Source organism: Micromonospora sp. NPDC005163, from assembly GCF_053599835.1.
Genome location: NZ_JBSFYP010000005.1, coordinates 110,829 through 132,943, shown reverse-complemented (window position 1 = coordinate 132,943; position 22,115 = coordinate 110,829). Strand labels below are relative to the sequence as shown.

Sequence of the window (22,115 nt, the reverse complement as noted above, 5' to 3'; positions counted from 1 at the left end):
TCACTCAGCTGCCGTGCGTGTGGGTGTGGCCCTGAAATCTGTGGATGGCCTCCTCGGCGCCCGGCGGCATGCTGCCGTCCGCGTTGCGCACCAGGAAGATCCCGGCCATGCCGCCGTCGGAGTGGGACTGCACGTGGCAGTGGTACATCCACGCGCCGGGCCCGACGCCCTCCCCGGCCAGCACCTGGAACCCGAACGAGCTGCCCGGGTTGAGGTCCTTGTTGTCGATCACGAGGCTGGGGTCGGCCGGGCCCTCGAGCATCCCGGTGCGGTTGTCCGCCCAGCGGTGCGCGTGCAGGTGGAAGGTATGGAAGGTCCCGCCGTGCCCGATTGCGAGCCACTCCACCCGCTGGCCCAGGTTCGCCTCGAACATCGGGGTGTCCGGCGCCATCCGGTTGTTGATCATCATGTCGTTGAACACGACCGTGAACTGCTTCTCCGGCAGGATGTCGCCGCGGCGCCGCACGACCAGCGCGCCGTACAGCCCCTTGGCCACCCCGGCGGTGCCGTGGTCGGTGCCCATGGCGTGATCGTGGTAGTGCCAGTAGCCGGCGCTGCCCGGCATGAACCGCCGGCCGGACGCGAGGAACATCTCCCGCGAACGCCACACGTACGTCCGGGTCTCGCCGGGATTGTTGAACGAGGCGTTGAGCGGGCTGCCATCCGAGTCGGTGCTGTAGTCCACCCCGTGCGGGTGGATGGACAGCCGCTGGCTGGTGGTGTTGACCAGGGTGATCTCCAGCGTGTCACCCTCGTAGATCTCCAGCACCGGCCCGGGCACGGTGGCCTGGCCGGGTGCCAGGCCGTAGCCGAACAGCCCGCCGGGCAACTGCTCGGCGTAGATGGTGACCTTCTTGGTGACGCCGGCGACGGCCTGGGCCGGACTACCGCTGAAGGGGACGCCGACCGTGGACGCGGTCACGCCGACCGCTCCGGCGGCCAGCACTCCGGTGGTCATCAGGGATCTGCGGGACAGGTGGCGGGGGAAGCCGACGGGATGGTCGTCCATGGGACTCCGTTCTCGACCGGGCACAGCCGCGACAGGGCAGGGTGCGGCGACCGTCGAGACAGGAGGGACGGCCCCGCGAGCTCATGAGTCGTCGCGACTTTGCTCGGAAGACTCAGAACTTTCGACTGATGACATCAATCTATGTACCGATCTGACGAAAGTAAAGATCCTTCGATGGAAAGGCGGCCGCCGACAACGGTTTCCGCTGCCTGAGCAGGGGTTTTGTCCTCGACGGGGCCGGCCCGGGGGATCGGCAGCCCGAGCAGGCCACGACTGTCAGTCGGAGAACAGGGCCGCCGCGAGCAGTTGGGCGCCGCCTGCGCGGTCGAGTCGGGCCAGTGCGCTGTCGGGCTTGCGGGCCGGCTGGCCGGCCACGATCGCGGTGATCGCGGCGGCGAAGCCGAGCCGTGGATGTTCCTCGATGATTCGCCGGGTGATGTCCGGGGGGATCAGGTCCAGGCGAAGTCCGAACACGTCGACTGCCGCGCCGATGCTCAGGAGTGCGACCTCGGGCCGTGGATCCGTCGCGGTCTGCGCGCGCACGTGCAGGCGGATCGCTCGGCCACCAGGTCGGCGCGCGTCGCGTCGACGCCCTGCGACAGCAGGAATTCGGCGGCGGCGTCCGCGCCGATCTCCTCGAACGGCGCCGGCCCGTCGTAGCGTTCGGTGAGCCCGAGGTCGTGCAGAGCGGCACCGATGAACAGCAACTCGAGGTCCGGGTCGAGGCCGTCGCGGTCGGCCATCGCGAGCCCGAAATGGTACGTACGCAAGCAGTGGTTCACCAGCGTGGCCGGAGATGACGCGATGAGCAGATCGGTCGCCGCGGCGCTGAGGCGCGTGTCGGGGACGCGCGAGAAGATCGGTGTGATCGTCATGGCCTGACTCTTCATGATCCAGCGACGCACCACGAGTGGCCGGATCGCCACCTACTACCTGCGTGGCCTGGTGGACACACAACTGTCGGCTGTGTGCGGTGGCACGTTCGTGCTCGCCGAGGCGGGCCTGCTCAATGGTCACGCCGCGACCACGTCCTGGCTGTTCGCGCCGGAACTCGCACGGCGTTACCCGCTCATCGACGTGCAGTCGACGGCGCTGATCGTGCGCGTGGTTACGCGCGCATCTCGCCGACCGGTACGACCTCCCGGCTCTCGCGGCCGCCTTCCACGTGAGCACTCGCACGCTGCTGCGCCGCTTCGCGTCCGCGACCGGCAGCTCGCCGTTGGCCTACCTGCAGGCCGCCCGCGTGAGCGCCGCGAAACGGCTGCTGGAGACGTCGGAGCGCAGCATCCACGAGATCACCGCCCAGGTCGGGTACGCCGACGCCGCGACGTTCCGAACGCTGTTCGTGTCCACCACAGGCGTCACACCGTCGGAGTACCGCCGGCAGTTCCGACGCAGACCGGCCGCGTGAAGGCGGGTCGAACGCCGGCAGGAGCATCTCACATCACTCCCCCGCCGCCCCTCGACCTTTGCGGACTGGATTCCGACTGCACACGGTGAGGAAGCGGACGGACATCTGTCTTGATAGCCCGCGTCCGGCTACCCAACGGATCTCAACGTGCCCACCCGTCGTGACCGAGTGGAAACTCTCCACGAAGCAGGCTGATGAAGGCGTGGCCGCATGCCAGCAGCGGGCCGGTAGGCAGGTCCGAGGTGAACGACTCCTGCTCACCCCCGGCGCCAAAGGAGTTCACGAGATCCTTCGGGATGGCCGGAGACCAGGCGTGCAGTCGCCGGAGGACGCGCTCAGACAGGTCGAGCACAAGCGCGGCGCGATCGGGCTGCGTTCCGAGATGATCGTCCAGGTAGGACGACACGCATCCCATGAAGCCGGCTGTGGCCTGCGTCTCCCAGTCGTCTTGGGCGTCAACGAGCCATACGGGAGCTGCGGGGATTTTCTTGGCCTCCTGCGCCAGGAGGTACAGCCACACTTCCGCCTGAAAGTCGCGGACCCAGAAACCAGATCCGCGGTAGTCCAGGTACGAGCTGCCCACGCCGGCCAGTAGATCACCTTCGCGCAGCAGGCGGGCTCAGGGACCTGTTGTGGCGATTTCTCCGGTGCGTAGGCAAGTGGTCTCACGTGACTGGTGGACATGATCACATCAGGGGTGGCGCCTTGACCCTAGGATCACCGCGCCGCCGACCAGCCAGCCAATTGATCGCCAAGAGGGGTGCGCCGATACAGCACATGCCGTCCGTCGCGTGCGCGAGTGACCAGACCGGTCGCGTGGAGGACTTGCAGGTGTTGCGACACGGCGCTGGGTGTCACGGCGAGCCGTCGAGCGATCTCCACCGTCGGTAGCGGCTCGGCAAGAAGGTGGAGCAGTCGTGCCCTGGATGCGCCGAGGAGCGAGGCGAGGGCAGTCGCGTCGGCGGTCGGTGCCGGCGCCCAGAGCGTTGCTACTCCTCGGCAGGGGTATGCCAGCATTGGCGGCTCGTCCGGACTGACCGGTGGGGAGGGTTTGTACGAGAAGATGCACGGCACCAGCAGCAGTCCACGACCCGATACCGCGACGCGGTGCCTGCCGATCATCTTGTCGATGTGCAGGACCCCGTCGTGCCAGCGCAGGTTCGGGTGCATGTCTGCGAAGAGCAGGCGCGCGCCTCCTACGGCCAGTTGTCTGGCGCGATAGGTCATGTCTGCTTCCAGGACGAGTCGCATCTGCGGCCAGGTCGGCTTGATCGCTGCCTCCCAGTAGCGGTGCAGGTGGTCGCAGATGGTGTCGCGAAGCGCGAGCACCGGCTCATCGTCGTTTGCGGTGATCTCCCGCAGAACGGACGGCAGCCGACCACGGAGGTACACGGCGAGCACATCGCGGCGTACGACGTCCGGAGGTGTCCGGCGCACTGCGGCCAACTCTTCTTCGAAGGTCGCGGCGAACTCGGTCGGCCGGGGCGTCAGGAAGTCGGGAAGGCCACGGTCTGGCCCAACCAAGGACGTCAGCAGGTTGGCGTCGGGCGCATCGAGCCTACCGAGTACCGATCTGCGCCAGGGTAGGTGCAGCGCGTACAGGCCGGGCTCGCGTAGCACCCGCAGGCTGAGCACGGCCTGATGGATCGGTGAGATTGTGAAGCGGGTGTCGACGAGGTCTTCGACGCCGAGCAGAAAGCTGATCATTAAGCTATACGCTACATCGGTTGGCAGCCGACGCCGGGTGCCGTGGACTTTCAGCCATGACACACCAGATCAACATCCCCGGCCAGCAGGCCGATCGGCAGCGTACGGCGATCGTCACGGGTGCGGCACGCGGCATCGGCGCCGGGGTGGCCAAGCGTCTGGCGCGCGACGGCCTCGCGGTCGCCGTGGTCGACCTGAGCCAGGAAGACTGCGCCGACACCGTGGACGCCATCACCCGCGAAGGCGGAACAGCCGCGGCGTTCGCCGCCGACGTCAACGACGAGGCGGCCGTGGCCGCCACTGTCGCCCGGATCGCCGCTGAGTTGGGATCACCGACGGTGCTGATCAACAACGCCGGCATCGGCGGCCCCAACGCCGGCGTCGAGGAGACGAGCACCCAGCAGTGGGACGCGGTCGTCGGGGTCAGCCTGCGCGGGGCGTTCTTCCTCACTCGGGCCGTGACCCCCTACATGATCGCCGCCGGCTGGGGACGGATCGTCAACATGTCGAGCATCTCCGCGCTCGGCGATTCCGGCCGGGTCGACTACGCCGCCGCGAAGGCCGGTCTGATCGGCTTCACCAAGTCGCTCGCGCTGCGGCTCGGGCAGCATGGCGTGACGGCGAACGCCATCGGGCCGGGCTTCGTCGTCAGTGACATGACCAGGGTCGCGGCCCAGCGGCGTGGCCGCAGCTTCGAGGAGCACCAGCGGATCGTGGCGCAGACCATCCCGGTGCGCCGGGTCGGCCAGCCCGAGGACATCGCGCACACCGCGTCGTACCTGGTCAGCCCCGAAGCCGGGTTCGTCTCCGGCCAGGTCATCTACGTCGCCGGCGGGCCGGTGGACTGACGTGATCGACGCTTTCGGACAGGCGGTTCGCAAATGAGTCGCAGGCTGCTGGTGCTCCTCGCCCTCACCTGCGGGGTCGCCGTCGGAAACATCTACTTCCCCCAGACGATCAGCCCGCTGGTCGCCGCCAGCCTGCACGTCAGCGCTGACTCGGCCGCGCTGGTGGTGACCGCGGTGCAGCTCGGCTATGCCGCCGGGATCTTCCTGCTGGTGCCGCTCGGCGACCGGCTCCCGCACCGCCCGCTGATCGTCACCCTGCTCGGCCTCAGCGGGCTGGGGCTGCTCGCCGCGTGCGCCGCGCCGGCGCTGCCGCCGCTCGTCGGCGCGAGCGCCCTCGTCGGGGTCACGACCGTGGTCGCGCCGATCATCGGCCCCATGGCAGCCGGCCTCGTTGCCGAAGAGCAGCGCGGCATGGTCAGTGGCACGCTGCTGAGCGGCTCGATCGGTGGCATGCTGCTGTCCCGCACCGTCGCGGGCACCATCGGCGACTGGTGGGGATGGCGGGCCCCCTACCTGACGGCGGCGGCATCCGTGCTGCTCATCGCGGTGGTCATGGCCCGCGTGCTGCCGACAACACAACCGCCGTCCGGGCACCGATATCCGGCGCTGCTGGCCGAGCCGCTGCGCCTGCTGCGCACCGAGGCCGACCTGCGCCGCTCCTGCTTCTACCAGGCGACGATCTTCGCCGGTTTCTCGGCGGTCTGGACCGCCGTCGCGCTGCTGCTGACCGGTCCGACGTACGGCCTGGGCGCACCGGCGGTCGGGATGCTCGCACTGGTCAATGCGGCGACAATGCTGTGCACCCCGGTCGCCGGACGGCAGGTGGACCGGCGGGGCAGCGACGCGGTGAACCTGGCCTGCCTGCTCGGGATCATCGCCTCGGCCGCCGTCCTCGCGTTCGCCAGTCTCGGCGGGGCGGGGGGCCTCGCGGCACTGGCGCTCGGCACGTTGCTGCTCGACGTCGGAATGCAGTCCGGCATGGTCGCCAACCAGGTACGCATCTACGCCCTGGGGCCCGAAGCCCGGAGCAGACTCAACACCGCCTACATGACCTGCGCCTACCTCGGCGGCAGCCTCGGCTCCTGGCTGGGGGCCCGCGCCTACGCCCACTTCGGGTGGCTGGGTGTATGCACGGTGTTGACGCTCCTCGCCGTGACAGCTCTTGCCCGCTACCTGACGTCGACCCCCGCCACCGGCCACACTCGAACCACGGTCGCTGCCCAGAACGCCTGACCAAGGATGGTTGACTTGCCAGCCTGTACCCACCGCCCACCCCTGTCGCCGGATGCACCTATGCACGATGACCAGCTCGCCGTTTCGCTCGAGATGGTGCGTGAGCTGGTGGACGCGCAGTTCCCCGAGTGGCGGAGCCTGCCTGTCGGGCGCGTCGCTTCGCAGGGAACGGTCAATGCCATCTTCCGTATCGGGGAACGGTTCACGGCCCGGTTCCCCCTTCAGCCTCGTGAGGTCGAGGCGGCGCGGCGCTGGCTGGAATGCGAAGCGGAAGCGGCCCGAGAACTGGTGGGTCGTACGCGATTTCCCACCCCCGAGCCGGTCGCCATCGGTGAACCCGGCGTCGGCTACCCGCTTCCATGGTCGGTACAGACGTGGGTACCCGGTGTCGTAGCCACCGACCAGGACCCAGGTGACTCGTTCGCGTTCGCGCTCGATCTGGCCGAGTTCGTCAGTGGCGTGCGAGCCATCGACGCACGGGGACGCACGTTCACAGGCCAGGGTCGCGGTGGCGAGCTAGCAGCGCACGACGGGTGGATGGAAACCTGCTTCGGGCACAGCGAGACGCTGCTGGACGTCCCGCTGCTCCGCCGGATCTGGGAGGTCATGCGGGAACTGCCGCGGGGCGAGGCCCCGGACAGGATGAACCATGGTGATCTCATTCCGGGAAACGTCCTCGTCTCCGACGGGCGGCTGGCCGGGGTTCTCGACGTGGGCGGACTGGGGCCGGCCGACCCTGCCCTTGACCTCGTAAGTGCCTGGCACCTGCTGGAAAGCGGGCCACGTCAGGCGCTTCGGCAGCAACTCGGCTGCGACGATCTCGAATGGGAGCGCGGCAAAGCGTGGGCCTTCCAGCAGGCGATGGGGGTGGTTTGGTACTACCACCAGACCAACGCCACCATGAGTCGGATGGGCCGACGCACTCTCGCGCGCATCATTGCCGACCCGCCATCAGCCTGAGCCGGCACGCCCGAACGCGTCGTCGCAGCCAGCAAATACCGCCGCGTCGGCCCGCGCCGGATAGCCGCAAGTAACACGCAGACAGAGCGCGGAACCTCGCCGGGCCCGTATCCACCGAGCGGCGGCCTACCGCAGCATGCGGCCGTCCCTGTGGTTCGCGCACCGCCGCCTACTGGACGCGCCCTCCGGTCACGCGAACCGCAGAAGCGCAAGTAGGCAGCGAGATCACGTCATGGAGTGGGGCGGGCGGGACTCGAACCCGCGACCGAGGGATTATGAGTCCCCTGCTCTAACCGGCTGAGCTACCGCCCCGACACCGTGCCGGATCTTATCCCGCCCAGTCGTCGACGGCCAGCATCGAGCCGGCCGGCGCCCACGCCCGCAGTAGCACGATGGGCTACAGGAATATAACAGCGCGCTGCCGACCGCCCGGGGAGGCCGGGCGGCGGCCGGTCAGGCTGCACGCAGCTCCGCCAGCACCGCCCCGGCGGTACGCCAGCCGCTGGTCAGCGCGCCCTGGATCGATGGGCTGTCGCGGTGGTCACCGGCCACGAACAGCCCTTCCCCCAGCGCGACCGGCTTGCGCAGCCGCCCCTGCGGTGGCGGCGCGGCGGGTAGCGCGTCGGGGACGGCGACGGTGGTGAGGTGGGTCCAGTCGGCGGTGGACCGGCCGTACAGCCGGGTCAACTCGGCCCGTACGGTCGGCTCGGGCGGGGCCGTGGGGCCGACGACCGAGGTGGCCACGAGGTGTCGTCCGGCTGGCGCGTACGTCGGGGCGGCGTTGCTGAGCACCACGGTGTTGGCGACGGTTTCCCGCCGGTCACCGTCGATGAGCAGGATCGGTTCGGTCAGCGGTGGCTCGGGCGCGCTGTGGTAGTAGGTGGTGTAGCTGTGCATCCGTACCGTCGCCAGGGCCGGCAGCAGCGCGGCCGCGGCGGGCGGGTCGACGGCGACCACGACGGCCCGGCAGCGGATGTCGCCGGCCTGGGTGCGGACCCGGCAGGGGGCGACCTCGGCGACCGGGGTGTCCAGCGTGATCAGGTCGGCCGGCAGTGGGTCGGCGATCGCCCGGGGCAGCGCGGCCATCCCCTCGGCGGGCAGCCCGATCCGGCCGCGGGCGAAGGAGCGCAGCACCATCGCCAGCACGTGGCTGGAGGTCGCCAGTTCCCGGTCGTTGAGCACGCCGGACAGGAACGGCCGCAGCAGTTCCTCGATGATCGCGTCGGACAGGCCGGCCCGCCGCAGCGCCACCTCGGCGCTGGTCTCCGGTGCGGTGAGCAGCAGGGACGCGGGCAGGGTGGCGCAGCCGGTGGCGAGCGCGGCGAAACGCAGCCGGTCGAGCAGGGAGCCGACCCCGGCCAGCGCGGTGCGCGGCCCGCCGGTCGGCTCGCGCAGCGGGTTGACCAGCCGCAGCAGGTCGTCGCCCTTGCGGACGAGCACCCCGGAGGTGAAGTACCCGAGGTCGAGCCGGTCGGTGTCCAGCAGCGTGCCGAGCCGGGGGTAGGCGGTGTTGAGCACCTGGAAGCCACGGTCGATCAGGTAGCCGTCCACGACGTCGGTGGCGATCCGTCCACCGAGCCGACTCCCGGCCTCCAGCAGCCGCCAGGGCACGCCGGCGCGGTGCAGCCGGCGGGCGGCGGCCAGGCCGGCCAGGCCGCCGCCGACGATGACGACGTCGGTCTCAGCGAGCATGGCGTGCCTCCCGCTCACCGTTCGCCCGGGACAACCGGCCCGGCCACCAGACCTTCGGCCCGATGTCGTACGCGAGCGCGGGCACCAGCAGCGACCGGACGATGATGGTGTCGATGAGCACCCCGACCGCGACCGCGGTGCCCAGCTCGACCAGCACCACCAGCGGCAGGACGGCCAGCGCGGAGAAGGTCGCGGCGAGCACGATGCCGGCGGAGGTGATCACCCCGCCGGTGACGGCGAGGCCGGCGAGCACCCCGACTCGGCTGCCGCGCTTGACGGACTCCTCCCGGACCCGGCTCATCAGGAAGATGTTGTAGTCGATGCCGAGCGCGACCAGGAAGACGAACGCGAACAGCGGGAACGACGCGTCCACCCCGGGGAAGTCGAAGGCGTGGCGGAACAAAAGCGCGCAGAGGCCGAGCGTGGCCGCGAAGCTGAGCAGCACGGTGGCGATCAGTAGCACCGGTGCGAGGAGTGCGCGCAGCAGCAGGGCCAGGATGACCGCGATGACGACAAGCACCACCGGGATGATGACGTTCTGGTCGCGCCGGGCGGCGTCGGAGGTGTCCACGTTGATCGCGGTGAAGCCTCCGACCACCGCGTCGGCGCCGGGCACCTGGTGTACGGCGACCCGCAGGTCGCGGATGGTCCGCTCGGCGCCGTCGCTGTCGGGCGGGTCGGCGAGGGTCGCCTCCAGTTGCACCCGCCCTTCGACGACCTTCGGTGCGGCGTTCTCCTGGGGCGGGCCGGTCTGCGGTCCGGCGGTGAGCGGACGGACGTCGGCGACGCCGGGCACGCGCTGCGCCACCTGGGCCACCTGCCGGGCGGTCTGCTCGGTGGCGAAGATGGTGGCCGGGCTGCCGGTGCCGGCCGGGTAGTGCCGGGCGATGATTTCCTGACCGTCGACCGAGTCGGTGCGCTGGGTGAACAGGTCGGACTGGCCGAGGGTGGTGGCGCCGAGCTGGGTGAGGCCGAGCGTGAGGATGGCCAGCACGACCGCGGTGCTCAGCCAGACCGGTCGGGCGTGCCGGGCCACGAAGCCGGCGATCCGGCTCCAGATGCCGTGCTCGGTCCGCGGGTCGGCCTGGTCGGCCCGGGGCCGTCGCGGCCAGAACGCCCACCGACCGCCGAGCAGCAGCAGCGCGGGCAGGAAGGTGAGCATCACCAGCAGGGTGGCGGCGATGCCGATGGCGGCGACCGGGCCGAGCGCCCGGTTGGAGTTGAGACTGGACAGCAGCAGGCAGAGCAGGCTGACGATGACCGTCCCGCCGGAGGCGATGATGGCGGGGGCGGCGCCCTTCCACGCCGTACGAATGGCGTCCCAGGGGCGGTCGTGCCGGTGCAGCTCCTCCCGGTAGCGGGCGATGAGCAGCAGCGCGTAGTCGGTGCCGGCGCCGAAGACCAGCACGGTGAGGATGCCCTGGGCCTGCCCGTTGAGTTTGAGCACGTCGGCGTCGGCGAGCAGGTAGACGAAGACCGAAGCCAGCGCGTACGACATCCCGGCGGCCAGTAGCGGGAAGACCCAGAGCACGGGGCTGCGGTAGACGATGAGCAGGATCACCAGCACCACGACCAGGGTGACCAGCAGCAGTGGCCCGTCGATGGCGGAGAAGACCTCGATCAGGTCGGCGAGCAGACCGGCCGGTCCGGCGACGTCGACGGTGAGCCCGTCCCGGTCGCCGCCGGCGATGTCGCGCAGGTGCTCGACGACCGAGCCGATCTCCTCCCCCTCCGCGTCGTCCACCGGCACGACGACCTGGAGCGCCTGGCCGTCCTCGCTGGGGATCGGCGGGGGCAGCGGGTTGACCACGCCGGGCACCTGCGCGAAGCGGGCCACGTCGGCGCTCGCCCGCTGCCGGTCCGCGTCGGTGATGCCCGAGGTCCGCTCGTAGACGACCAGCGCCGGGATGGTCTGCCGGTCGACGAACTCGCCGGCGAGGTCCTGGGCGCGGGTCGCCTCGGCGTCGGTGGGCAGGAAGGCGGCGTTGTCGTTGGTGGCGACCTCGCCAAGGCGCCCGGAGTACGGCCCGGCCACACCCCCGATCACCAGCCAGGCAAGCACGACCGCCACCGCGATCAGGGTGGCCCGGCCGTGGCCTCCTCGTCCGGACATCCGCACTCACCCCAAGAATCGACGCACCAATCGACGCAGCGGGAGTCCAAGTCGACAGCGACCATCCTGCCGGGCGAGCGGACCGAGGGAGGGCGAAACCGGACCGAGAGGGGTGTGTGAACACGAAGACGCCCGTCGGGCTTGCTGCCGACGGGCGTTGGGTGGAGAAGCTCCCCCGATTGGACTCGAACCAATAACCTGCCGGTTAACAGCCGGCTGCTCTGCCAATTGAGCTACAGGGGACCGTGCACCGCTCGACCCGGATCTCTCCGTCGCCGTGCGACGGGACAAGAGTACAGGACATCCGGGGGCGTCGGTCCAGCGGGTTGGGCCTCCCGCCTTCCATGATCCAGACGCCCAGGTCAGCAGCGCGGTCCATCGATAATCGGGGCAAATCGTCATCCGGGCACAAGCAGGTATGAGCGGGGAGCAGGATGGGTAGTTAGCTGCGGACAGAGGACGCAGGCGCGATTTGGTCGCTCCCGACGGGGCAGCTCGCCGGGGCGACGGCGCGTCAGGTACGGAAGGAGCCGCCATGCGCGGAAAGATCATGTTTCTTGGCGGGCTGGCTGCGGGATTCGTCCTGGGCGCCCGTGCCGGCCGGGAGAAGTACGAAGAGCTGGTCGTCCGGGGCCGCAAGGTGCTCGACCACCCGACCGTCCAGGAGGCGGCCGGGGTCGCGCAGGCCCAGGCCAACCGGCTCTACAGCGAGGGCAAGGACAAGCTCGGCCAGACCAAGCTGGGCGAGAAGCTGGGCACGGGCAACGGCAGCACCGGCAAGCAGGAGCTGACCGCCGCGGACGACGCGTTCGCCGGCACGCCCGCCACCGTTGGCGCCAAGGCGGGCTCCGGCTCGTCGGGCACCAGCAGCACGGTCGGCACGACCTCCGGGTCGCCGTCGGCCACCCCCCGCACCAAGCCGTCCGGCTCGGGCACCAACGCCAGCACCCTGTAGACGCACATCGAACGGGCCCGGCCGCCACAGTGGAGGCCGGGTCCGTTCGTGTCTCCGCACGTCAGGGCGGCGCATCATCACCACTGGGGCACTTTCTCCGATTTGAAGCAAAAGTTCGTCCGGTTCATCGAAAACTTCTGCTCCCAACCTCTTCTCTTTGTTCCCGAGCGCAAATATCGTCCTGCATAGAACCTGGCCAGGCTCTTGGTACTCCCCGGCGACCTCCTCAGCGACGTACCGGCGCTGAGGCGGACCCGCCCGACCAGAGCGAGGTTCGATGCGTAGACCAATCGGCCGAAGAGCCGCTAGCTATGTCAGCCTTCTCACCCTCGTCGGCGCGACGCTCGTCGCGACCGAGCCGCAACGGGCCACACCGGCATTCGCCGCGCCCGTGGCCGAGAGCAACGGTATCCAGTACAAGGTTCTCGTCTTCACCCGCTCGACCGGCGGCAGCCACGCGGCCACCGACGCCGGCGTCCAGGCGATCCGCGAACTCGCCAACGACCGGCGCTTCACGGTCCAGGTGACCGACGACGCCCGGAAGTTCGACGAGTCGCACCTGAAGCAGTTCCGTGCGGTGGTCTTCCTGAACACCTCCGGCGACGTACTGACCGACGGCCAGCAGGCCGCTTTCGAGCAGTACTACCGCGACGGCGGCGGCTTCGTCGGCGTGCACTCCGCGATCGAGGCCGAGCCGGGCTGGGCCTTCCTCGACAATGTGCTCGGCACCCGGGCTGTCGGCGCCGCCGCGCCGGTCAGCCCCGCCACGGTGACCGTCGCCGACCGGGTGCACCCGGCGTCCGCGCCGCTGCCCGAGCGGTGGACCACGACCGACCGGTGGTACAACTTCGCGGCCAACGTCCGGGGCGTCTCACACGTCCTAGCCACGGTGGACGAGAAGACGTACTCCGGCGGCGCCATGGGCTTCGACCACCCGATCACCTGGTGCAAGGACTACCAGGGCGGCCGGTCCTTCTACACCGGACTCGGCGCCACCCCGGAGAGCTACTCCGGTGCCGATCTGCGCGCCCACCTCGCCGGGGCGATCCAGTGGGCCGCCGGCACCACCGACGGCGACTGCGGCGCGACCGTGCTGGCCAACTACCAGATGGAGGTCATCGGCGCGCAGCCCAACGTCAACGAGCCGATCGGCTTCGACGTGCTGCCCGACGGCCGGGTGATCCAGACCGACCGCCGCGGCGGCGTACGGCTGCACGACCCGGAGAGCAACGAGACCACCGTGCTGGCCCAGATCCCGGTCTACACGCACAGCGAGGACGGGATGTACGGGCCGGCGGTCGACCGGGAGTTCGCCACCAACCGGTGGGTCTACCTCTACTACGCCCCGCCGCTGAATACTCCGACCGGCGGCGCGCCCACCACCAGCACCGACCCGGCCGCCTGGAACCAGTGGAAGGGCTACTTCCAACTGTCCCGCTTCAAGTTCGTCGACGGCGAGACCCCGTCGCTGGACGTGGCCTCGGAGCAGAAGATCCTCCAGGTGCCGGTGGACCGGGGCGCCTGCTGTCACGTGGCGGGTGACATCGCGTTCGACTCCAAGAACAACCTCTGGCTGGTCACCGGGGACGACACCCCGGCCGGCGGCGGCGGGTCCGGCGGCTTCTCCCCGCACAACGACTCGGTCAGCGCCACCGGCGTCTACCAGGCGCCGTTCGTGGACGCCCGGCGCAGCGCCGCCAACACCAACGACCTGCGCGGCAAGATTCTGCGCATCGCGGTGGGAGCGGACGGCAGTTACACCGCCCCCGAGGGGAACATGTTCCCCGAGGCGCAGGACCCGGGCGACAAGACCCGCCCGGAGATCTACGCGATGGGCTTCCGGAACCCCTTCCGGATCACCCTCGACAAGAACGACGTCGCCTACATCACCGACTACTCCCCCGACTCGTCGACAGCGGCGGTTGGCCGGGGACCGGCGGGGACCGGCCGGATGATGGTGGTGGACAAGCCGGCGAACTACGGCTGGCCGATGTGCGTGCAGCCGAACCTGCCATACATCGAGATGAACTGGACCACCAACCCGATCACGCCGGTCGCGCCGTTCGATTGCGCGGCGCCGCGCAACACCTCCCGGCACAACACCGGCCTGACCGACCTGCCGGCGGTGCAGAAGTCGGAGCTCTGGTACTCGTTCCAGGCCCCGACCCCGTGCCCGGAGTCCTACCTGTCCACCCCGACGCAGACCTGTCCGGTGCTCTTCCCGGAGTTGGGCACCGGCGGCGTCGGACCGCACGGCGCGGCGCGCTACGACTACGACCCGGAGCTGAGGTCGCAGACGAAGTTCCCCGCGTACTTCGACGGATCGATCTTCTTCGGCGAGTTCACCCGGGACACGCTCAAGGAGATCAAGCTCGACGGCCAGGGCGACATCCTGAAGATCAACAATGTGCTGAACTGCGGGCAGGCACCCACCACGCCGACCAAGCCGTTCCTCTGCGACAACCCGATGGACATGAAGTGGGGTCCGGACGGCAACTTCTACCTGCTGACGTACGGCGACGGGTTCTTCAACGTCAACCCGGACGCGGCGATGCTGAAGTTCAGCTACGTGAAGGGCCTGCGGGCGCCGACCGCCGTGGTTTCGGCGACCCCGACCAACGGGAGGGCGCCGCTGACCGTCGCCTTCTCCAGCGAGGGGTCGAAGGACCCCGACCCGGCGGACTCCATCTCGTTCGCCTGGGACTTCGACGGCAACGGCACGACCGACTCCGTCGACCCGAACCCGACGCACACCTACACCGCCAACGGCGTCTACACCGCGCGGCTGACGGTGACCGACTCCAGCGGCAAGAGTGCGTCCGCCAACACCACCATCACGGTCGGCAACACCGCCCCGACGGTGACCGTCACCACCCCGGTGGAGGGCGGCTTCTTCAGCTGGGGTGACGACATCCCGTGGTCGGTGACGGTCACCGACCCCGAGGACGGACCGGTCGACTGCGCCAAGGTCGAGGTGACCTTCGTCCTCGGCCACGACACCCACGGCCACGGTGAGGCCAACCAGTTCGGCTGCTCGGGCGTCCTGCCCACGGACGCCGACGACGCGTCGCACGGTGGCTACATCTACGGCGTGGTCAGCGCCGCCTACACGGACAAGGGGGCAAACGGGCAGCCGGCCCTGACCACCGTGGACCAGCAGATCATCCAGGCCAAGCGGCAGGAGGTGGAATTCGCCACCGACGAATCCGGCACCACCGTCGGCACGAGCGCCGACACCGGTGGCGGGCAGCAGCGCGGCAGCCTCGACCCGGGCGACTGGATCGCGGTGAACAACGGCGTGAACCTGCGGAACATGCAGTCGGTCACGCTGCGCACCTCCGGCGGCAGCGCAGCCACCGCCGGGCAGCCCCGGTTCGGCGTTCAGCTGCGGCTCGACTCGCCCACCGGCCCGGTGCTGACCACCGCCGTGGTCAACGCGACCAGCGGCAACAACGCCTTCACCAGCACCACCGTGCCGGTCGCCGACCCGGGCGGCACGCACCGGCTCTACCTCGTGTTCACCACCGTCCCGGGCGGCCCGACCAGCGGACTCGGCAACCTGAACTGGGTCGAGTTCACCGGTCAGGGCATCGGCGTCGCGCCGTAGCGACCGCCGTGGGCCGGGGTCGCCGCCAGCGGCCCGGCCCAGCGCTCCACCCGTCACCCACATCGACAACCCGTACCAAAGGAAGGCAGCAGTAGATGAACGACAGTCAGCACGGAATGAGCCGTCGCCGGATGCTCGGCGCCTTGGCCGGCGCCGCCGGCGCGGCCGCCGTCGGTGCCACCGGCCTGGCCTCCCCGGCCCTCGCCGGCAACGGCCTGCTGGTTCCCACCGGCAAGCGCGGCATCATCCTCTACAGCGTCCGGGACCGGATCAGCGCCGCCCCGGACGCCACCAGCGTGCCGTACGGCTTCGAGCGGGTGCTCGGCCGGCTCGCCGAGATCGGCTACAAGGAGGTGGAGTTCGCCGGCTACACCCAGAACACCTCCATCCTGGGCCGGCAGATCACCCCCGAGGAGATCCGCAAGGTTCTCGACGACAACGGGCTGCGCGCCAACGGCTCGCACGCCTCGGTGCCGGGCACCGTCAACCCGACCACCATCGCGCAGTTCGAGCAGCAGCTCGACATCGCCGAAACGCTGGGCATGACCCACATCGGCACCGGCAACGACCCGACCGGCAGCAACTACAAGGCCGACTGGGACGCCGCCGTCGACCGGTGGAACACGTTCGGCGAGATGGCCGCCGCCCGTGGGCTGAAGCTCTACACACACAACCACGACGCGGCGTACAACTTCCTGCTCGACAGCGGGCCGTTGGACGCCCAGGGCCGGCCGACCCGGTCCTCCGGCGTGCGGAAGCTGGAGTACTTCATCGGGCTGACCAACCCGGAGTGGGTCTGGTTCGAGATGGACATCTACTGGGCGCACGTGGCCCAGCACCGGTTCCGCAGCTACACCGACCCGGACGGGGTGACCCAGACCAGCATCTTCGACCCGCTGGCCGTGGTCGCGGCCCAGACGATCCGGTTCCCGCTGTTCCACGCCAAGGACGGCACGTACAACCCGGCCAGCGCGGCCGGGTACGAGATGGTGCCGCTCGGCGAGGGTGACATCGACTACGGGAACTTCTTCGCCAACATGGGCGCGAAGGGTTACCACAACCCGATGTGGGAGCAGGACAACGCACCGGGCGGCGCCTCCGACCCGGGCCGCTCGCTTCGGTTCGCGGAGATCAGCTACCAGCACATGTCGAGTCTGCGGGGCTGACCGACCCGACACGCACGCCCGGGGCCGCATCCGTCATCGGATGCGGCCCCTCGCGCCATGCGGCCGAAACACCGCCATGCGAGACTCCGGCCGGAGGTGGTGGCGATGGTGCTCGTCAGGCCCGAGAACAGGCACCAGTCCCGGCTGGTCCGGCTGCTGCGCGACGACGGTCCCCGGTCCCGGGTGGAGCTGGGCGACCTGCTGGGCCTGTCCCGGACGACGCTGACCGCGGAGCTGGACCGGCTCGTCGAGCGGGGCCTGGTGGAGACCGCCGGGCCGGCGGCGTCGCGCGGCGGACGCCGCTCCGCACTCCTGCGCCTCGCCGGCGGGGTGCGCTTCGCCGGCGTGGTCGTCGCCCCCGACCGGATCACCGTGGCGGTGACCGACGGCGAGCTGAACGTGCTCGCCGAGGTCGACGAGCCGGCGGACGTCCGCACCGGGCCGGAACCGGTGGTCGGGCGGGCCGTCGAACTGGTCGGGAAGCTCCGCGCCGAGCTGGGCGTGTCCCAGCTCACCGGGGTCGGTGTCGGCCTGCCCGGGCCGGTCGGCGTCGACGCGGGGACGGCCGTGCCGCCGGTCCTGCCGGGCTGGCAGCGCTTCGGAGTACGCGACGCGTTCGCCGCCGAGCTGGGCTGCCCCGTGCTGGTCGACAACGACGCCAACGTGATGGCCCTCGGCGAGCAGCACGCGGGGGTCGGCCGGACCTTCGACGACTTCCTCTACCTCAAGTTGGGCACCGCCATCGGCTGCGGCCTGATCCTCGGCGGGAGCCTCTACCGGGGTTCGACCAGCAGCGCGGGCGACATCGGGCACCTGGCGCTCGGCGAGGGTGGGCCGGCCTGCGCTTGTGGCGACAGCGGATGCCTGGAGGCGTACTGCGGCGACGCGGGGCTGGTCCAGGCGGCGCTCGCCACCGCTCGGACCGGCCGGTCCGACGCGCTGGCCGCCCGGCTCGCCGAGGCGGGCACCCTCACCGTGCGCGACGTCGCCGGGGCGGCGACAGCCGGCGACCCGGTCGCGCAGACGGTGGTGCGGGACGCCGCCCGCCGCCTCGGTCGGTTGCTGGTCGGCCTGGTGAGCTTCTTCAACCCCGGCATCGTCGTCATCGGGGGTGCGGCGGACGGGCTCGGGCACATCCTGCTCGCCGAGATCCGCGCCGTGGTCTACCGCCGGTCGGCGCCGCTCGCCACCGGCACCATGCCGATCGTCCTGTCCGACCTGGCCGGCCGGGCCGGGGTGGTGGGTGCGGCGCGGCTGGCCAGCGAGCACGTCTTCGCCACCGGCTGACCGGGGGCCGACCGGCGGTCGGCCCCCGGTACCGGCGGGTCAGTCCTTGCTGCTGAAGGCCGCGTCGAAGGCGGCCGACGGGGCGTCGAAGGCGAGCCGGCGGACGAACTGCAACGCCTCCGGGGCACCGACCAGCCGGTCCATCCCGGCGTCCTCCCACTCGATCGAGATCGGGCCGGTGTAGCCGATCGCGTTCAACGCCCGGAAGCAGTCCTCCCAGGGCACGTCCCCGTGCCCCGTGGAGACGAAGTCCCAGCCCCGGCGCAGGTCCGCCCAGGGCAGGTGCGAGGCGAGCCGGCCGCGCCGGCCGTCCCCGGTACGCACCTTGGCGTCCTTGCAGTCCACGTGGTAGATCCGGTCGGCGAAGTCGAAGATGAAGTTCACCGGGTCCAGCTCCTGCCAGACGAAGTGCGACGGGTCCCAGTTCAACCCGAACGCGGGCCGGTTGCCGATCGCCTCCAGCGTGCGCTTCGTCGTCCAGTAGTCGTACGCGATCTCGCTGGGGTGCACCTCGTGCGCGAACCGCACCCCCACCTCGTCGAACACGTCGAGGATCGGGTTCCACCGGTCGGCGAAGTCCTGGTAGCCGCGCTCGATCATCGCTGGCGGCACCGGTGGGAACATCGCCAGGGTGTGCCAGATCGACGAGCCGGTGAAGCCGACGACCGTCTTCACCCCGAGCTTCGCCGCCGCCCGCGCCGTGTCCTTGATCTCCTCGGCGGCCCGCTGGCGGACGCCCTCGGGCTCCCCGTCACCCCAGATCCGGCCGGGCAGGATGTCCTGGTGCCGCTCGTCGATCGGGTGGTCGCAGACCGCCTGACCGACGAGGTGGTTGGAGATCGCGAAGACCTCGAGGTTGTGCTTCGCGAGCGTCTCCCGCTTGCGATCGACGTACGAGTCGTCGGCGAGCGCCTTGTCGACCTCGAAGTGGTCGCCCCAGCAGGCGATCTCCAGACCGTTATAGCCCCACTCGGAGGCGAGCCGGCAGACCTCCTCGAACGGCAGGTCGGCCCACTGGCCGGTGAAGAGCGTGATGGGTCGCGCCATTGTCCTTCTCCCCTGTTGTGATGGGGATTCCGTGTGCGGACCGGGGCGAGGGTGACCGGTCAGACCGGTACGCGGCAGCGGGACGGGACACCGGTGGGTGCGGAGCGCACCTGAGCCCGGCGGGTTGCGCCTCCCACCGGGTCACCGGCCACCGTCACGGTCGCCGCTCCCACCCTATTTCCGCCGGGCCCCTTCGCGAAAGCCCCGCCGCCGGATCGTCACTCGGCCACCTCCTCGGGAGCTGGCAGGACAGCCCGGACGACGAAGCCGCCTCCGGCGCGCGGGCCGGCGGAGAAGGTGCCGCCGATCCGCTCGGCGCGCCGACGCAGTGTGATCAGACCGCGCCCGGCGCCCCCGCCCGTCGGCGCGGCACCAGCGCCTTCGTCGCGTACCTCGATGGTGATGCCCGTGGCGTCGTAGCGCAGCCGGACCGCGACCGGTGCGCCCGGTGCGTGCCGGCGCGCGTTGGTCAGCGACTCCTCGATGATCCGGTACGCCGCCGCGTCGACCGCGCCGGGCAGCGGCCGGGGCGGCCCGGCCAGGGTCCAGCGCACCGGCTGACCCGCGGCGAAGCCCTCCACCAGCGCGTCGAGGCGGTTCAGGCTGGGCGCCGGCCCGGTCGACGAATCGGGCTCCTCGGCCCGGTGCAGCAGCCGGTGCCCGTGCGCCCGCACCATCCGGCGCCACCGCGTGAAACGCCCCATGCTCGTCAAGGTACGGCAGTCAACTGCGAGTCGGTCCGTGGCCTCGCAGGCGGCGGGGCGCGAATGATTGGTGTGCATGCCTCCCAGGAGTCTCGCTGCCACTCCGGCCGGTAGCGCCGGCAAGCAGACAGACCATGCCCGGCCGGGCGGGGCACACTCGGCCGGGCATGGTCTGCGCTGGGGCGGGTGGCCCGGAGGGACCGTCAGCCGTGACCGGCGGCCCTCCAGGCTCAGCGGATCAGGGCAGCGTCCACTTCTGGTTAGCCGCGCCGTTGCAGGTCCAGAGGTGCACGACGGTGCTGTCCGCGGAGTTGTTCCCGGAGACGTCGAGGCACTTGCTCGACGACGTGTTGCGCAGGCTGCCGTCGGCCTGGGCCGCCCAGTTCTGCGCCCCGGTGCCGTTGCAGGTCCAGAGCTGGATCTTGGTGCCATCGGCGGTGCCGTTGCCGGACACGTCCAGGCACTTGCCGAGCGCCTTGACCGTCGAGTTCGGCGTCACGGTCCAGGTCTGCGCCGTACTGCCGTTGCAGGTGTAGATCTGGATCTGGGTGCCGTCGGCGGTGCCGCTGTTGCGCACGTCCAGGCACTTGCCGACCAGGCCCTTGATCGGGCCGACTCCCGGCGTGCCGCCACCGCCGCCCCTGACCAGGGTGAAGTCATCCACGTCGAAGAGCCCGGTGCCGCTACCGGTGAAGGTGAGGTAGAGGTTCTGGGCGCCGGACGGGACACCGGACAGCGCGGTGGTGACGTTGGCGAAGGTGGTCCAGCTGCCGGTGTTCGGCACCGCGACCGAGCCGAGCACCGGGCCGGTGGCCGAACCGGTACGCACCTGGATGGTGCCGCCCGCGCCGCCCGAGACGACCCGGGACGTGAACGAGGTGACCCCGGTCAGGTTCACACCGTTGTACGCGGCCCAGTCACCCGGGTCGATGTAGCCGATGGTCTGGCCACCGTTGGCGCCCGCCTTGGTGAACGGGGTGACCCCGTTGGCCGAGCTGAACGCCTCCGCCTGGACGGTGGTGTTCCCCGTCGGCGGCGGCGTGGTGCCCAGCTCCTTGATCCGGATGTTGCGGAACGAGGCGTCGTCGCCGGTGCCATGGTTCTGGATGCCGATGTGCCCGGCCAGCGAACGAACCGGGTTCGTGTTGGTGAAGTCGTTGATCTTCACGCCGTTGAGGAAGATCTGCAACCGCTCACCCTCGACCAGCAGCTCGTAGGTGTTCCACTCCCCCGGCGCGTTCAGCGCCGCGTCACGGGCGGCGATGTCGGCGGACTTGAAGGTGTAGACCGACCCGGTGGTGCGGTCCGCCGCATCGGTGGCGTCGATCTGGATCTCGTAGCCGTTGTCCACCGCCGACCAGGGGTCACTGGAGGGCGGGAAGCCGATGAACACGCCGGAGTTGTCGTCGCCGGCCAGCTTCCAGTCCAGCTTCAGCGAGTAGTTGGTGAACTGCTTGGCGTTGTACCAGAACAACCCCATCCCGCCCACCGAGGTGAGGGTGGCGTCGGAGTTGGTGAAGTTGCCCGGACCGGCCTGCGACCAGCCGCGGGTCGAGCCGTTGTAGAGCGGGGTGTAGCCGGTCTCGGGCCGGCAGTCCGCCTTGCTGCGACCGGCCGCGTACCGGATGCCGCCGAGCAGGTGCGCCCGGAACGCCGGCTCGGCGTACGACGCCTGGGTGTGCCCACCGCCGGTGTAGAACGACCGGCCGCCGCTGTAGCTCTTGCACCAGGAGTGCGGGTGGTCGGCGCCCATCCCGCCACCGGAGTACGACGACTCGTCCAGGGTGGCCAGCACGTGGGCCGTGGACCGGGCGTTGGTCCGGTAGTTGTACCACTCGTCGGTGCGGGTCCACGTCTGCGGCAGGTGCGCGGTCGCCGCGTGCCCCCGGTCCTCGACCTTGACGTTGGCCTGCTGGATGGCCGGGTGCGAGGCGAACCACGCCCCGACCAGGTTGCCGTAGAACGGCCAGTCGTACTCGGTGTCGGCGGCGGCGTGCACGCCCACGTACCCCCGGCCGGAGCCGATGTACGACTCGAAGGCCGTCTGCTGGCTGGCGTTGAGCACGTCGCCGGTGGTGTTGAGGAAGACGACCGCCTCGTACTGGTTGAGGTTGGCGGTGGTGAAGGCGGCGGCGTCCTCGGTGGCGGTGACGGTGAAGCTGTTCCCCGCGCCCAGGTCGCGGATGGTCTGGATGCCGACCGGGATCGCGTCGTGCCGGAAGCCGGCCGTCTTGGAGAAGACCAGCACGTCGTAGGGGGCGTCGGCGGCGCTGGCCGGGGTGGCCGGGGTCGTACAGGCGAGGACGGCGAGGACGGCGGTGGCCGCGCCGAGGATGGGTCGCAGGAGTCTGCGCATATCGCTCTCCTAAGAACGGT

The 22,115-nt window shown here is 70.4% G+C and carries 17 protein-coding genes, 2 tRNA genes and 1 pseudogene; 8 read left to right on the top strand and 12 right to left on the bottom strand.

Annotated elements, in window-relative coordinates; all coding sequences use genetic code 11:
* Positions 1-4: 4 nt before the first annotated feature.
* The 3 genes from ACWD6N_RS06590 to ACWD6N_RS06580 all read right to left on the bottom strand — a co-directional run bounded on the left by ACWD6N_RS06590 (position 5) and on the right by ACWD6N_RS06580 (position 1,884).
* Positions 5-1,009, bottom strand: a complete 1,005-nt coding sequence (locus tag ACWD6N_RS06590; RefSeq protein ID WP_354965513.1) for a multicopper oxidase domain-containing protein — start codon at positions 1,007-1,009, stop codon at positions 5-7.
* A 276-nt stretch (positions 1,010-1,285) separates the two neighbouring features.
* Positions 1,286-1,483, bottom strand: coding sequence for a hypothetical protein (locus ACWD6N_RS06585; RefSeq protein ID WP_354965514.1), 198 nt, complete (start codon positions 1,481-1,483; stop codon positions 1,286-1,288).
* Positions 1,484-1,503: 20 nt separating this feature from the next.
* Positions 1,504-1,884 carry an HD domain-containing protein gene (locus ACWD6N_RS06580; protein WP_354965515.1) on the bottom strand — a complete coding sequence of 127 codons (381 nt, stop codon included), beginning with the start codon at positions 1,882-1,884 and terminating at the stop codon, positions 1,504-1,506.
* A 284-nt stretch (positions 1,885-2,168) separates the two neighbouring features.
* Here ACWD6N_RS06580 and ACWD6N_RS06575 point away from each other — a divergent pair.
* Positions 2,169-2,420 (top strand): annotated as a pseudogene (locus ACWD6N_RS06575) (helix-turn-helix domain-containing protein); the annotation flags it as partial.
* 142 nt (positions 2,421-2,562) lie between these two features.
* Here the strand turns inward: ACWD6N_RS06575 and ACWD6N_RS06570 are convergent.
* Positions 2,563-3,003 carry a hypothetical protein gene (locus ACWD6N_RS06570; protein ID WP_354965516.1) on the bottom strand — a complete coding sequence of 147 codons (441 nt, stop codon included), beginning with the start codon at positions 3,001-3,003 and terminating at the stop codon, positions 2,563-2,565.
* A 134-nt stretch (positions 3,004-3,137) separates the two neighbouring features.
* On the bottom strand, positions 3,138-4,127 hold the full coding sequence (locus tag ACWD6N_RS06565) for an ArsR/SmtB family transcription factor (RefSeq protein ID WP_354965517.1): 990 nt from the start codon (positions 4,125-4,127) through the stop codon (positions 3,138-3,140).
* Between the two features lie 56 nt (positions 4,128-4,183).
* On the opposite strand from ACWD6N_RS06565, the gene ACWD6N_RS06560 reads away from it, so the two are divergent.
* The 3 genes from ACWD6N_RS06560 to ACWD6N_RS06550 are packed head-to-tail and all read left to right on the top strand — an operon-like array spanning position 4,184 to position 7,168.
* Positions 4,184-4,975: an SDR family NAD(P)-dependent oxidoreductase gene (locus tag ACWD6N_RS06560; RefSeq protein ID WP_354965518.1), complete on the top strand. Its 792-nt coding sequence runs from the start codon at positions 4,184-4,186 to the stop codon at positions 4,973-4,975.
* A gap of 33 nt (positions 4,976-5,008) precedes the next feature.
* Positions 5,009-6,208 carry an MFS transporter gene (locus ACWD6N_RS06555; protein WP_354965519.1) on the top strand — a complete coding sequence of 400 codons (1,200 nt, stop codon included), beginning with the start codon at positions 5,009-5,011 and terminating at the stop codon, positions 6,206-6,208.
* Positions 6,209-6,268: 60 nt separating this feature from the next.
* Positions 6,269-7,168 carry an aminoglycoside phosphotransferase family protein gene (locus ACWD6N_RS06550; RefSeq protein ID WP_354965520.1) on the top strand — a complete coding sequence of 300 codons (900 nt, stop codon included), beginning with the start codon at positions 6,269-6,271 and terminating at the stop codon, positions 7,166-7,168.
* A gap of 238 nt (positions 7,169-7,406) precedes the next feature.
* On the opposite strand, the gene ACWD6N_RS06545 is transcribed toward ACWD6N_RS06550, so the two are convergent.
* From ACWD6N_RS06545 to ACWD6N_RS06530, 4 genes are all read right to left on the bottom strand, one after another.
* Positions 7,407-7,480: transfer RNA gene (locus tag ACWD6N_RS06545), tRNA-Ile, on the bottom strand.
* 141 nt (positions 7,481-7,621) lie between these two features.
* Positions 7,622-8,860: an FAD-dependent oxidoreductase gene (locus tag ACWD6N_RS06540; protein ID WP_450004530.1), complete on the bottom strand. Its 1,239-nt coding sequence runs from the start codon at positions 8,858-8,860 to the stop codon at positions 7,622-7,624.
* Positions 8,850-10,973: an MMPL family transporter gene (locus ACWD6N_RS06535; protein WP_354965522.1), complete on the bottom strand. Its 2,124-nt coding sequence runs from the start codon at positions 10,971-10,973 to the stop codon at positions 8,850-8,852. The genes ACWD6N_RS06540 and ACWD6N_RS06535 overlap by 11 nt, the downstream gene beginning before the upstream one ends.
* Before the next feature lie 170 nt (positions 10,974-11,143).
* A tRNA-Asn gene (locus ACWD6N_RS06530) sits at positions 11,144-11,216 on the bottom strand.
* Positions 11,217-11,508: 292 nt separating this feature from the next.
* Here ACWD6N_RS06530 and ACWD6N_RS06525 point away from each other — a divergent pair.
* From ACWD6N_RS06525 to ACWD6N_RS06510, 4 genes are all read left to right on the top strand, one after another.
* Complete coding sequence (locus ACWD6N_RS06525; protein WP_354965523.1) at positions 11,509-11,928, top strand: hypothetical protein; 420 nt, start codon at positions 11,509-11,511, stop codon at positions 11,926-11,928.
* A 277-nt stretch (positions 11,929-12,205) separates the two neighbouring features.
* Positions 12,206-15,535 carry a ThuA domain-containing protein gene (locus ACWD6N_RS06520; protein WP_387323713.1) on the top strand — a complete coding sequence of 1,110 codons (3,330 nt, stop codon included), beginning with the start codon at positions 12,206-12,208 and terminating at the stop codon, positions 15,533-15,535.
* A 95-nt stretch (positions 15,536-15,630) separates the two neighbouring features.
* Entirely contained in the window at positions 15,631-16,701 is a 1,071-nt protein-coding gene (locus ACWD6N_RS06515) for a sugar phosphate isomerase/epimerase family protein (protein ID WP_354965525.1), read from the top strand.
* 105 nt (positions 16,702-16,806) lie between these two features.
* Positions 16,807-17,988, top strand: coding sequence for an ROK family transcriptional regulator (locus tag ACWD6N_RS06510; protein WP_354965526.1), 1,182 nt, complete (start codon positions 16,807-16,809; stop codon positions 17,986-17,988).
* Between the two features lie 39 nt (positions 17,989-18,027).
* On the opposite strand, the gene ACWD6N_RS06505 is transcribed toward ACWD6N_RS06510, so the two are convergent.
* The 3 genes from ACWD6N_RS06505 to ACWD6N_RS06495 form a co-directional block, all read right to left on the bottom strand.
* Positions 18,028-19,035, bottom strand: coding sequence for a sugar phosphate isomerase/epimerase family protein (locus tag ACWD6N_RS06505; RefSeq protein ID WP_354965527.1), 1,008 nt, complete (start codon positions 19,033-19,035; stop codon positions 18,028-18,030).
* Positions 19,036-19,253: 218 nt separating this feature from the next.
* Positions 19,254-19,739: a sensor histidine kinase gene (locus ACWD6N_RS06500; protein ID WP_354965528.1), complete on the bottom strand. Its 486-nt coding sequence runs from the start codon at positions 19,737-19,739 to the stop codon at positions 19,254-19,256.
* A 238-nt stretch (positions 19,740-19,977) separates the two neighbouring features.
* Complete coding sequence (locus ACWD6N_RS06495; RefSeq protein WP_354965529.1) at positions 19,978-22,095, bottom strand: ThuA domain-containing protein; 2,118 nt, start codon at positions 22,093-22,095, stop codon at positions 19,978-19,980.
* Positions 22,096-22,115: the final 20 nt, after the last annotated feature.

Bases quoted from the DNA above. Each gene is read 5' to 3' on its own strand.
- ACWD6N_RS06560 (WP_354965518.1), top strand. From the start codon at position 4,184: ATGACACACCAGATCAACATCCCCGGCCAGCAGGCCGATCGGCAGCGT.
- ACWD6N_RS06565 (WP_354965517.1), bottom strand. From the start codon at position 4,127: ATGATCAGCTTTCTGCTCGGCGTCGAAGACCTCGTCGACACCCGCTTC.
- ACWD6N_RS06590 (WP_354965513.1), bottom strand. From the start codon at position 1,009: ATGGACGACCATCCCGTCGGCTTCCCCCGCCACCTGTCCCGCAGATCC.
- ACWD6N_RS06535 (WP_354965522.1), bottom strand. From the start codon at position 10,973: ATGTCCGGACGAGGAGGCCACGGCCGGGCCACCCTGATCGCGGTGGCG.
- ACWD6N_RS06540 (WP_450004530.1), bottom strand. From the start codon at position 8,860: ATGCTCGCTGAGACCGACGTCGTCATCGTCGGCGGCGGCCTGGCCGGC.
- ACWD6N_RS06510 (WP_354965526.1), top strand. From the start codon at position 16,807: ATGGTGCTCGTCAGGCCCGAGAACAGGCACCAGTCCCGGCTGGTCCGG.
- ACWD6N_RS06550 (WP_354965520.1), top strand. From the start codon at position 6,269: ATGCACGATGACCAGCTCGCCGTTTCGCTCGAGATGGTGCGTGAGCTG.
- ACWD6N_RS06555 (WP_354965519.1), top strand. From the start codon at position 5,009: ATGAGTCGCAGGCTGCTGGTGCTCCTCGCCCTCACCTGCGGGGTCGCC.
- ACWD6N_RS06580 (WP_354965515.1), bottom strand. From the start codon at position 1,884: ATGACGATCACACCGATCTTCTCGCGCGTCCCCGACACGCGCCTCAGC.
- ACWD6N_RS06505 (WP_354965527.1), bottom strand. From the start codon at position 19,035: ATGGCGCGACCCATCACGCTCTTCACCGGCCAGTGGGCCGACCTGCCG.
- ACWD6N_RS06525 (WP_354965523.1), top strand. From the start codon at position 11,509: ATGCGCGGAAAGATCATGTTTCTTGGCGGGCTGGCTGCGGGATTCGTC.
- ACWD6N_RS06515 (WP_354965525.1), top strand. From the start codon at position 15,631: ATGAACGACAGTCAGCACGGAATGAGCCGTCGCCGGATGCTCGGCGCC.
- ACWD6N_RS06520 (WP_387323713.1), top strand. From the start codon at position 12,206: ATGCGTAGACCAATCGGCCGAAGAGCCGCTAGCTATGTCAGCCTTCTC.
- ACWD6N_RS06500 (WP_354965528.1), bottom strand. From the start codon at position 19,739: ATGGGGCGTTTCACGCGGTGGCGCCGGATGGTGCGGGCGCACGGGCAC.
- ACWD6N_RS06495 (WP_354965529.1), bottom strand. From the start codon at position 22,095: ATGCGCAGACTCCTGCGACCCATCCTCGGCGCGGCCACCGCCGTCCTC.